The sequence below is a fragment of the Archaeoglobus sp. genome (assembly GCF_017656475.1).
GTDB lineage: Archaea > Halobacteriota > Archaeoglobi > Archaeoglobales > Archaeoglobaceae > Archaeoglobus.
This window is the reverse complement of sequence record NZ_JACDNT010000050.1, coordinates 1-10533: the sequence shown is the minus strand read 5'-3', so window position 1 is coordinate 10533 and position 10533 is coordinate 1. Positions and strand designations below refer to the sequence as shown.

At 47.2% G+C, this 10533-nt stretch carries 11 protein-coding genes and 2 tRNA genes; 8 read left to right on the top strand and 5 right to left on the bottom strand.

Annotated features, from left to right (window positions below; genetic code table 11):
* The first annotated feature begins 194 nt into the window (after positions 1–194).
* The 4 genes from H0Z19_RS10685 to H0Z19_RS10670 all read left to right on the top strand — a co-directional run bounded on the left by H0Z19_RS10685 (position 195) and on the right by H0Z19_RS10670 (position 3779).
* On the top strand, positions 195–866 hold the full coding sequence (locus H0Z19_RS10685; RefSeq protein ID WP_290726472.1) for a metalloregulator ArsR/SmtB family transcription factor: 672 nt from the start codon (positions 195–197) through the stop codon (positions 864–866).
* Positions 867–879: 13 nt separating this feature from the next.
* Positions 880–3084, top strand: a complete 2205-nt coding sequence (locus H0Z19_RS10680) for a CDC48 family AAA ATPase (protein WP_290726470.1) — start codon at positions 880–882, stop codon at positions 3082–3084.
* A 15-nt stretch (positions 3085–3099) separates the two neighbouring features.
* Positions 3100–3624 (top strand): archaeal heat shock protein Hsp20, encoded by a 525-nt coding sequence (gene hsp20 / locus H0Z19_RS10675; RefSeq protein ID WP_290726469.1) that lies wholly within the window; start codon positions 3100–3102, stop codon positions 3622–3624.
* An 80-nt stretch (positions 3625–3704) separates the two neighbouring features.
* Positions 3705–3779 (top strand) — tRNA-Glu (locus H0Z19_RS10670).
* A gap of 62 nt (positions 3780–3841) precedes the next feature.
* On the opposite strand, the gene H0Z19_RS10665 is transcribed toward H0Z19_RS10670, so the two are convergent.
* From H0Z19_RS10665 to iorA, 4 genes are all read right to left on the bottom strand, one after another.
* Entirely contained in the window at positions 3842–4489 is a 648-nt protein-coding gene (locus tag H0Z19_RS10665) for a PGF-CTERM sorting domain-containing protein (protein ID WP_290726467.1), read from the bottom strand.
* A gap of 74 nt (positions 4490–4563) precedes the next feature.
* A tRNA-Thr gene (locus tag H0Z19_RS10660) sits at positions 4564–4636 on the bottom strand.
* A 36-nt stretch (positions 4637–4672) separates the two neighbouring features.
* The gene (locus tag H0Z19_RS10655; protein ID WP_290726465.1) at positions 4673–5188 is read right to left on the bottom strand and encodes a nicotinamide-nucleotide adenylyltransferase; all 516 of its coding nucleotides are present in this window, start codon (positions 5186–5188) and stop codon (positions 4673–4675) included.
* A 22-nt stretch (positions 5189–5210) separates the two neighbouring features.
* Complete coding sequence (gene iorA / locus H0Z19_RS10650; RefSeq protein WP_290726463.1) at positions 5211–7082, bottom strand: indolepyruvate ferredoxin oxidoreductase subunit alpha; 1872 nt, start codon at positions 7080–7082, stop codon at positions 5211–5213.
* A gap of 195 nt (positions 7083–7277) precedes the next feature.
* Here iorA and H0Z19_RS10645 point away from each other — a divergent pair, with 195 nt between their 5' ends.
* The 4 genes from H0Z19_RS10645 (at position 7278) to H0Z19_RS10630 (ending at position 9701) form a co-directional block, all read left to right on the top strand.
* Positions 7278–7925 carry a 50S ribosomal protein L1 gene (locus H0Z19_RS10645; RefSeq protein ID WP_290726461.1) on the top strand — a complete coding sequence of 216 codons (648 nt, stop codon included), beginning with the start codon at positions 7278–7280 and terminating at the stop codon, positions 7923–7925.
* Positions 7926–8945: a 50S ribosomal protein L10 gene (locus tag H0Z19_RS10640; RefSeq protein WP_290726459.1), complete on the top strand. Its 1020-nt coding sequence runs from the start codon at positions 7926–7928 to the stop codon at positions 8943–8945.
* A 15-nt stretch (positions 8946–8960) separates the two neighbouring features.
* A complete protein-coding gene (rpl12p, locus tag H0Z19_RS10635) occupies positions 8961–9278 on the top strand; it encodes a 50S ribosomal protein P1 (protein ID WP_290726457.1) in 318 nt (105 codons plus the stop codon).
* A 219-nt stretch (positions 9279–9497) separates the two neighbouring features.
* Complete coding sequence (locus tag H0Z19_RS10630) at positions 9498–9701, top strand: histone family protein (RefSeq protein ID WP_290726455.1); 204 nt, start codon at positions 9498–9500, stop codon at positions 9699–9701.
* A 23-nt stretch (positions 9702–9724) separates the two neighbouring features.
* Here the strand turns inward: H0Z19_RS10630 and H0Z19_RS10625 are convergent, their stop codons facing one another.
* Entirely contained in the window at positions 9725–10432 is a 708-nt protein-coding gene (locus H0Z19_RS10625; RefSeq protein ID WP_290726453.1) for a glucose-6-phosphate isomerase family protein, read from the bottom strand.
* Positions 10433–10533: the final 101 nt, after the last annotated feature.

Sequence of the window (10533 nt, the reverse complement as noted above, 5' to 3'; positions counted from 1 at the left end):
CCCTTCTCTTTTTCCCTGATTATCCATTTTATCGCCTTCTCGTCAAGTTTCACATCGAGGTTTGTTAGAGTGGGAAATAATTTCGGGAAAAGACAAGATAATTAACTAACCGAAAAGTTTATATACTATGAACCTAACATAAAGTTAGTAACCGATATTAAGAGTTAAGGTGTTAGTGTCAAAGAGGTGGTCAGATGGAGATTGAGGCGGAGACCATAATGGATATCCTCGGAAACGAGAGCAGGAGGAGGATACTGGAACTGCTTTCAAGAAAACCGTGCTATGTGAGCGAGATTTCATACTATCTCGGCATGGCTCCCAAAGCCGTGCTTGAGCATCTCGACAAGCTCGTGAAAGCAGGAATAGTGGCGAGCTTTGAAGAGGGGAGAAGGAGGTATTACTACATTCCGAGGAGTCTCCGCCTCGAAGTCATTATTTCCCCCCACAAGTTCGGGGCTGAAATCAGAGATAGTGAAAATTACGATCTGCCCTCTCTGATGAGAGAGATTCGGAACGAGTTCAACATGATGGAGAGGCTGAGGGCTGAATCCATTTCAGAGATCTACAGAGCACTCAAGGTTGCGGAGGACCTTCAGAGAAGGTTTTCAAGAATGCAAAGCTTTCTCTCAATGAGATTCAACCAGTTCGTTGAAAGAATGCTCAATGAAATCGAGAGAGTTGTAAGCGATGACCTTGAGAGGTTTGTAATGCTCGGCCTCGCAAAGGGGTTGAGAACGGCAGCGGAGATTGCCGAAGCCTTCAGACTCCCATACAGGGAGGTTGAGAGGGCGCTTAATTCCCTTCACAAAAGAGGATTGGTTGAGAAAGAAGAGAAAGATGGTGAAGTTGTTTGGGTGATAAAGTAAGGAGGTGGTAAAAATGAGTGGTAAAGATAAAGGTAATGAGATAACCTTGAGAGTTGCTGAGGCATATTATCGTGATGTTGGTAGGGGTGTCGCGAGGATAGACCCAGCAGTGATGGAAAAGTACGGGTTGCAGAGTGGTGACATTATCGAGATCATTGGCAAGAGCACCGTTCCAGCTATCGTCTGGCCGAGCTATCCGGAGGACAGGGGAACGGGTATAATAAGAATTGATGGTAGCATAAGGAGTAATGCAGGTGTCGGTATTGACGACAAAGTTAGAATAAGGAAGGTAGCTGCAAAGCCCGCGGAAAAGATTACCTTGGCCCCAACAGAGCCAGTAAGGCTGATGGGTGGAGAAGCGTATCTTCTCAGGCTGCTTGAGGGAAGGCCAGTAATCAAAGGGCAGAAAATCAGGGTTGAGGTGTTCGGTCACACCCTAACGTTCGTGATAACCGCCACCAGACCCTCAGGTGTGGTTGTCGTAACGAGGAACACTGCAATCGAGCTCAAGGAGAAGCCTGCTGAGGAGGTTAAGAGAGCTGTACCTGATGTCACCTATGAGGACATAGGAGGTCTCAAGAGGGAACTTAGACTCGTCAGAGAGATGATAGAGCTTCCATTGAAGCACCCTGAACTCTTCCAGAAGCTCGGAATTGAGCCGCCCAAGGGTGTGCTGCTCTATGGCCCGCCCGGTACAGGAAAGACACTTATAGCCAAGGCTGTTGCCAATGAAGTGGATGCACACTTCATTCCGATCAGCGGTCCAGAAATCATGAGCAAGTACTACGGAGAGTCCGAACAGAGGCTCAGGGAAATCTTCGAGGAGGCAAAGGAGAACGCTCCGTCGATTATATTCATAGATGAGATTGACTCCATTGCTCCTAAGAGAGAAGAGGTTACCGGAGAGGTTGAGAGAAGAGTTGTTGCACAGCTGCTTGCACTGATGGACGGTCTTGAGGCGAGAGGAGATGTCATAGTTATCGCTGCCACAAACAGACCTGATGCTATTGACCCGGCATTGAGAAGACCGGGAAGGTTCGACAGAGAGATTGAGATCGGAGTGCCGGACAAGGAGGGAAGAAAAGAGATTCTGGAGATACACACCAGGAAGATGCCTCTCGCCGAGGACGTTGACCTTGAGGAGCTTGCCGAGATGACCAACGGTTTCGTAGGTGCTGATTTGGAGGCGTTGTGTAAGGAGGCTGCAATGCACGCTTTGAGAAGGGTGCTGCCTGAAATAGACATAGAGGCTGAGGAAATACCCGCTGAAGTCTTAGAGAACCTGAAAGTTACTAGAGAGGACTTCCTGGAGGCATTGAAGAACATCGAGCCATCTGCCATGAGAGAAGTGCTTGTGGAGGTGCCAAATGTCAGGTGGGAGGACATTGGCGGTTTAGAGCATGCGAAACAGGAGCTGATGGAGGCTGTGGAGTGGCCGCTGAAGTATCCTGAAGTGTTCAAGGCTGCAAACATCAAACCGCCAAGAGGAATACTGCTGTTCGGCCCGCCCGGAACAGGTAAGACTCTGCTCGCAAAGGCTGTGGCAAACGAGAGTAATGCGAACTTCATTAGTGTAAAAGGCCCGGAGCTGCTTAGCAAGTGGGTTGGAGAGAGCGAGAAGCACGTCAGAGAGATGTTCAGGAAAGCAAGGCAGGTCGCTCCATGTGTCATATTCTTCGACGAGATTGACAGCTTAGCTCCCAGAAGAGGAGGAATTGGAGACTCACATGTGACGGAGAGGGTTGTGAGCCAGCTCCTGACAGAGCTTGATGGTCTGGAGGAGTTAAAGGACGTTGTTGTGATTGCCGCAACCAACAGACCGGACATGATTGATCCAGCGTTGCTCAGGCCCGGAAGGCTTGAGAGGCACATCTACATCCCACCGCCAGACAAGAAGGCGAGAGTGGAGATATTCAAGATACACCTCAGAGGAAAGCCGCTTGCTGACGATGTTGACATCGAAAAACTTGCAGAGAAGACTGAGGGATACAGCGGAGCGGACATCGAGGCTGTGTGCAGAGAGGCTGGCATGCTTGCAATTAGAGAGCTGATCAAGCCGGGAATGAGCAGAGAAGAGGCAAAGGAGGCTGCAAAGAAGCTCAAGATAGAGAACAGGCACTTTGAGGAGGCGTTGAAGAAGGTAAAGCCGAGCTTAACGAAAGAGGACGTTGAGAAGTATGAGAAGTTAATTGAGGATTTCCACAGGATGTATGCTTAAAGGAGGTGATAGAGTATGGTTTGGAGGAGAAGGAGAAGAGACTGGGATGAGGAGTGGGATATCTTTGACGACATCTTCAGATTTGGCATAGACGACATATTCGAGAGGATGATGAAAGATATCGAGGACATCTTCAGAAGGGCAGAGTCAGGAGAGATAAAGCCGATAGTCAGAGGGTTCTCAATCAGAATAGGGCCTGATGGAAAGCCTGAGATAAGGGAGTTCGGAACAAAGCCCACAATCAAAGAAACAGGAATTGAAGAGAGGAAACCGCTGGTTGACGTAATTGAGACAGACAACGAGATACAGGTCATTGCAGAGATGCCGGGAGTGGACAAGGACGACATCGAGGTCAACGCTACCGAGACAACTCTTGAAATCAGGGCAGAAGGAGAGAACAGGAAGTACTACGAAACTGTCGAGCTGCCTGCAGAGGTTGACCCGGACTCAGCGAAGGCAAGGTACAACAACGGTGTTCTTGAGGTCATCCTGAAGAAGAAGACACCGAAGAAGGGTGGGAAGAGAATCAAAATCGATTAAATTCTCTCTCCTATTTTTTATTAATCTGTCAGAGGACAGCAACAGAAGAGTTTATAAACACACTGACAAATCAGCTATAAGCTCCGGTGGTGTAGCCCGGCCAATCATACGGGACTCTCGATCCCGTGACCCGGGTTCAAATCCCGGCCGGAGCACTCTGGTTTTTCTTAACTCCGTCTGCTATTAATCCAACGTTGATCGTAAACTAAGAACTCATTCACTTCGACCTTCTCAAAAGGAATCCTGCGACCATCAAACCGAGTACTGAAGATACTGCTTCAAATCCGGGAATCTTAGGTACCTCACTCTTAGCATAAATCCTCGCATTAAACGCATTTGCCCCTGTCAAGTGCCACTCCGCTTTGTTATCTCTCACAACATTAGCATTTGAATCAACAATTTTACCGGGCATCTCCAAGTAGTAATGCAGCGAGAATGAGCTGAGAATTGCCTTGTTTATCTCGTTTGATGTTGTTTTGCCCTCTCCAGACATAAAAGATAGGTCTTCATATGTCAGGAGTCCATTATCCATTACTACTTTCACCCTGTCGTCACTCCTCGGCACATAATCTTTAACCTCTATAATTATCGAAACTTGGTCTCCTGACCAAACTTCGTCGTAAGTAACTTTATCTCGCATTTCTTCCGGTATTTCGCTCATTAAAGACTCTCTAAGTGAGTTATATCCTTCCTTTTTCGCCCCTTCAGCTAACAGCCCGTAAACGTATGAACTCGTGTTGATAATAATCTTATAATTCTCAATAACTCCATCCTTGCTCACTTTGGAATGCACGGTAAGCGTGGCACAGCCGCTTAGAACCACAGCCAACGCTAAAAGCAAAAAGACGAAGTTAATTCTTTTCATGAAGCTTTTTTGTACTGAAGAGTAAATAAGCTTTTGTTTTAGTAATGCTCTTTCCAGAAAAGTATAATCATGTAAGCCGCCGGCGGGATTTGAACCCGCGACCTGGTGATTACAAGTCACCCGCTCTGCCAGCTGAGCCACGGCGGCTCATCAGCCTTTAAACCACTGGTATTAAAAATTTTGCTAATCCCTGCTCGCAGCCCTTTTCAACCTCTCAACACCATTTATCTTGTCAATTATCGTTGCAACAGTTTTTGGTACAAGCTCTCTCCAGTTCCCATCTTCGAGCATGAGTTTTCTGATGTAGCTTCCCCTGTAAAGGCTCCTGTCGAACTCGGGAGGAGCGATAACCTCAAGCCCGGCATCGTGGAAGACCTGTGCTATTACCGGATTCCTCGTTATTATCGAATCCACCCTGGGAACGAGGTTGATTATATAAAAGGCATGCCCAACATAAACGCTCATTGTTGGAACGGTGGCTGTAACAATTCTGCTCAAATCAACACCCTCATCTTTAAGAGCATCTCGCATCATCCATATTCTCTCGCCTGCTGTGAATGGATTGAGTACTGTGTGGCTTTCATTCGCCATTCCAACCAGCAAAACGAGTTCATCGAACTTTTCAAGAGCCCACTTGACAACATTGAGGTGGCCAAGATGGAAGGGCTGAAACCTGCCAAATATCAAAGCCCTTGACATAACAAAATTTAAAGAAAAGAGGTTAATTACTTTTTGCAGGTTTAATCGCCCTGTTTGGACAGATTTTTGCGCAGACAGCACAACCAACGCAGAGGGATTGGTCGATGCTAACTTTCTCACCGTCAAATATCAGAGCCGGGCAGGCAAAGGTGTTTATGCACTCCATGCACAGTGTGCAGTCCTCGGTCACGTTGTATGTGACAATCTTGCCTTCCTTCCTCCTAGCCCTCGACCAAAGAATTGCACATGGCTGTCTTGCAATTATTACTGACACACCATCGTGGTTCAGGGCCCTTCTCAGCACGTCCATCATCTTTCTGATGTTGTAGGGGTTCACAACCTCGACGAACTCAACTCCGCATCCCTTCACAATGTCCTCTATCTTTACAGCCTTTCCAACCTCTCCGCATCCCCTGAATCCCGTACCAGGATGGGGCTGGTGTCCTGTCATACCCGTTGTGGAGTTGTCAAGAATGACAAGCACAAACTTGGCGTTGTTGTAAACTGCATTTATCAACGGCGGAATTCCGGCATGGATGAATGTCGAATCTCCAATTGTAGCAATAATTTTGTCGTTAAGCACATGAGCCAGGCCGTTCGAAACTCCAACGCTTGCCCCCATGCAGATTGTAATGTCAACTCCTTCAAGTGGTTTGTTAATTCCGAGAGTGTAACAGCCTATGTCGCTGGGCAGCGCAGCGTTTCCAAGCTCATTAACAACTCTCCTTATTGCGTAAAAGGATGCCGAGTGGGGGCATCCGGGGCAGAGTACAGGTGGTCTTGGTGGAGCCTTTGCTGCTATTTTCTGAGACTCTGCCGCAATTCTCTCGTAATCCCTGCTCGGCTTCATTCCGAGAGCCTTCGCGATTCCCATCTCAACCCTTCCAACATTGTACTCGTAGTTCATGGGCATATAGCCGTTCATCTTGCCGTAAACCTCAGCCAGCCCCATTGCCCTTACGTGGAGTTCAACGAAGGGGTCAACCTCTTCCACAACTATAACCTTCTTCATCTGCGAGACGAAATCTTCAATCAGCTTTTCCGGCAGGGGATGCATTGATGAGAGCTTCAAAACAGGCAGGTCGAGGTTCAGGTTTTCAAGAGCTTCCTTGGCATATGCATAGCTTAAACCGCACGCAATAACTCCAACATCACCCAGCCCGTCATCAACCCAGTTCATATCCGACTTGTTGAAGTAATCCTCAATTTTGCTCAGCTTCTCCAGCAAAATGGGTTTTAGCTTTCTTGCATGAGCGGGAAGAACGACATCAGTTTCCGGATGCCTTTCCCATCCCACTCTTTCAAACTCTTTCTCAGGAATTTTTCCAAGCTCAACAACTCCGCTGGCATGGCTCAGCCTCGTGTAGCTTCTGAGAATCATCGGCAGGCCGAATTTCTCTGAAAGCTCGAAGCAGAGCTTCGCATAATCTTTCGCCTCCTGTACGCTTGATGGCTCCACAACAGGAAGCTTCGCTGCTTTTCCGTACCATCTGTTGTCCTGCTCGTTCTGGCTGCTGTGCATTGAGGGGTCATCGGCAGTAACGAGAACAAACCCACCTCTCGCACCAACGTAGGCGAAGCTGAAAAGGGTATCTGCGGCAACATTCACACCGACATGCTTCATAGTTGCCATAGCCCTTTTTCCGGCGAGAGATGCGCCAACGGCAACCTCGAATGCCACCTTCTCGTTTGCAGAGTATTCCATGTAAAAGTCCATCTTTCCTCTCAGAAGTCTGCAGGCATTGCTTAAAGTGTCGGCGATTTCAGATGACGGCGTGCCGGGATATGCTGCGAAAACATCAATCCCTGCCTCAATCGCCCCTCTTGCTATGGCCTCATTGCCAAGAAGAAAGACTTTTTCACCCTCTGCATCTCTGACCACATCACTGAGCATGGTTGGAGATTGTTGAAGAGATTAAAACCTTTATTATTTCACAACCGGTTAAGCTTTTAGAGTTTGTGGGTTAATCAAAACCCGGCAGGCTAATGATTGCTCAACCCACTCCCAACCGATAACTTAAAATACCTCTCCACTACTCCCTTAGGAGTCCGTAGGAGGCTGAAGCCGCTGGGACTACGGGGTGATATAATGCTAGTGGATAAGGATAAACTCGCAAAATCGATAGAGGAGGCTATTAAGAGCGGAAAGAAAAGAAATTTTGTAGAAACGGTGGAGATGGCTGTAAATCTAAGAAATCTGGACATGAAGAAGCCGGAGAACAGAATTGACGCTGTTATTAATCTGCCTCATGGTCTGGGGAAGCCAAGAAAGGTGGGTGTTTTTGCAAAGGGCGATACTGCATTAAAGGCAAAAGAAGCTGGTGCAGATGCTGTAATAACTCCAGAAGAAATCGATGAATTGGCAAAGGATAAGAGAAGGGCGAAGAAGCTTGCGAACTCAATAGACTTTTTTATTGCAGAGGCACCGCTCATGCCTGAGATCGGCAGAAGGCTTGGCCCTGTTCTGGGTCCGAGAGGCAAGATTCCGCAGCCGATTCCTCCGCTCGCTGATCCCAAGCCCTTCATCGAGAGGCTGAGAAACTCGGTGAAAGTCAGGACGAGAGATAAGACGACTTTCCATGCACCCATTGGCAGTGAAAACATGGATGTTGAAAAGCTTGCAGAGAATGCCATGGAAGTTTTAAAAGTCGTGGAAAACAAGTATGAAAATCCATCGCAGGTTGTCAAGTCAGTGTATGTGAAGAAGACAATGGGACCTGCAGTGAGGGTGGTGTAAATGGCTGCGATTAGAGGCACGCCCCCAGAGTATAAGGTTAGAGCTGTAGAGGAAATAAAGAAAATGATATCTTCAAGGCCAGTCGTGGCCATAGTCAGTTTCAGAAACGTGCCTGCTGGTCAGATGCAAAAGATAAGGAGGGATTTTAGAGGAAAAGCTGAAATAAAGGTTGTTAAGAACACCCTCCTTGAGAGAGCCCTCGATGCTCTCGGAGGAGATTACGTCAAGCTTAAAGATTTTCTGGGCGACCAGATTGCTTTGATCACCGCAAACGAGAATCCGTTCAGACTTTTCAAAATGATCGAAGACACAAAGGTGCCCTCTCCGCTCAAACCTAATCAGGTGTCTCCTGTTGATGTCGTCGTCAACGAGGGGCCGACGCCTATACCTCCCGGCCCGCTAATGGCCGAACTTCAGGCTGCTGGGTTGCCAGTAGCAATTGAAAAGGGCAAAGTTGTTGTAAAAGCTACTACAACCGTCGTAAAGGCTGGTGAAGTTGTCAGGCCTGAGGTCGCAAGGGCGCTGGAGAGGCTTGAAATTAAACCGATCAAAATAGGGCTCGATGTCAAGGCTGTGCTTGACTCAGGAGTGATTCTAACACCCGAGACGCTGGCGATAGATACTGAAAAGGTGCTTGAGGACTTCCAGAAGGCATATCAGATGGCTATCAACCTCGCAGTCAACTCTGCGTATGTCACCGAAGAGACGGCTGAAATACTCATAATGAAGGCCGTAATGGACGCCAGGAACCTTGCAATCAACGCAGGAATCTTCGAAAAGGGCGTGATGGAGGATTTGATATTAAAAGCTCATGGAGAGATGCTGTCGCTTGCATCTCTGCTACCTGAAGATGCACTGGATGAAGAGCTAAAGTCCTTGCTTTCCGGAATCGCTCAGGCTCAAGCTCAAACTGCTCCAACAGTAGAGGAGAAGGAGGAAGAAGAGAAGCCCGAGGAGGAAGAGGAGAAAGAGGAGAAAGAAGAAGAGGCGATTGAAGGTTTAGGTGCTTTATTTGGTTAAAAGGAGGTGTTGAGAATGGAGTATGTGTATGCGGCTCTCCTGCTGCACTCGGCTGGTAAGGAGATAACGGAGGACAGCGTAAAAGCGGTTCTTGAGGCTGCAGGTGTAGAAGTGGATGAGGCAAGAGTTAAGGCTCTCGTTGCCGCCCTTGAGGGCGTGAACATCGACGAGGCAATACAGAAGGCAGCGATGCCAATGGCAGTAGCGGCTGCACCGGCTGCTGCGGCAGCAGCACCAGCGGAGGAAGTAAAAGAGGAGGCCAAGGAAGAGGAAGAGGAAGAAGAGGAGAAAGAAGAAGAGGCAATCGAGGGGCTCGGTGCCCTCTTCGGTTAATTTTTTGTAAAAATTTAAAATTTTTAAATACATATCTTTTCTGCGATTTTCATTTTTCCCCCATCCCAATGTTGCATCAACATCTTAACTTCGTTCTTATTTAGGAGCTTGCTGGCATCACATGCTCGAGAAAATATTGTTCTGATGGAAGTTCGATAGAAAAGTATATATATACCTAATACTAAATTTTGTATCGAAAAGAGATAGGAGGTGTGTTGAATGGCTGAGTTGCCGATGGCACCGGTTGACAGATTGATTAGGAAGGCTGGGGCTGAGAGAGTAAGTGCAGATGCAGTGGAAAAGATGGTCGAAGTGCTTGAGGACTACGCAATTACCGTTGCTAAGAGAGCTGTGGAAATTGCAAAGCACTCAGGCAGAAAGACCGTCACTGCAGACGACATTAAGCTCGCCCTCTCAATGTAAAAATTTTTAAACTTACCTATTTTTTAAAGAAATTCAAATGCGTCTTCGAAGATTTTAAGATGCTTTTGGGGCTTAACCAGAAACTCAAGTTTCTCTATGCTGTAAACCAGTTCGTACATGTCTTCATTAACTCCAAGCACGTTCTTTGGCTTTGCAAATCTTATTTCAGGCGCATCTTCGTAGTTTTTGTTTCTGACCCACTCTCCGTTTATGTAGTAGTAGCAAGCGCCCCTTCTCTGAGTATAGGGGTCGTAAATTGAACTGAAGTTCCTGCAAACCCAGTTTGCAGTAATCAAATCCTCATCCGTTGGATTTATTGTTACGTGGCCGTAATTTGGAGGTACAACAACAACATCCCATTTTTTGGCTTCCACAACAATCACATCCTCTATTTTCCCGTTTGAGGGTTTTTGCATGATGAAAAATGCTTTCCCCTCTAGCACCTGATATACTTCGGGATATGTAAGGCCATTCTCAACTTCAGGATGGTAGTGGCCGTAAGTTTTGATGCTCTCTCCACCTATGTTGTTGGGTGGGATTACAGTGTAGTCGTATCTCAACCCAGCTTTCCTTATGATCTCTGCCTCCTCATCAGTTTTAAAGGAGTCCCTGAACATGTAGTAAGCGTCAAAGTCCTCCTTGAGCGCTTCCGGAAATGCGAGCACCGGCTTTAGATCAGAAGCTTTCCTCACTTCTGACTGAAAAACTTTCTTTCCAAAAACGAATTCCATGGAAAAAATAGTGTTGAGTGTATTTAAAGCTTGTTGGAGAAAGGTATGGACCTGTCCACTTAACACAAACACCACCTCAATCGGTTGTAGTACAGCATAAA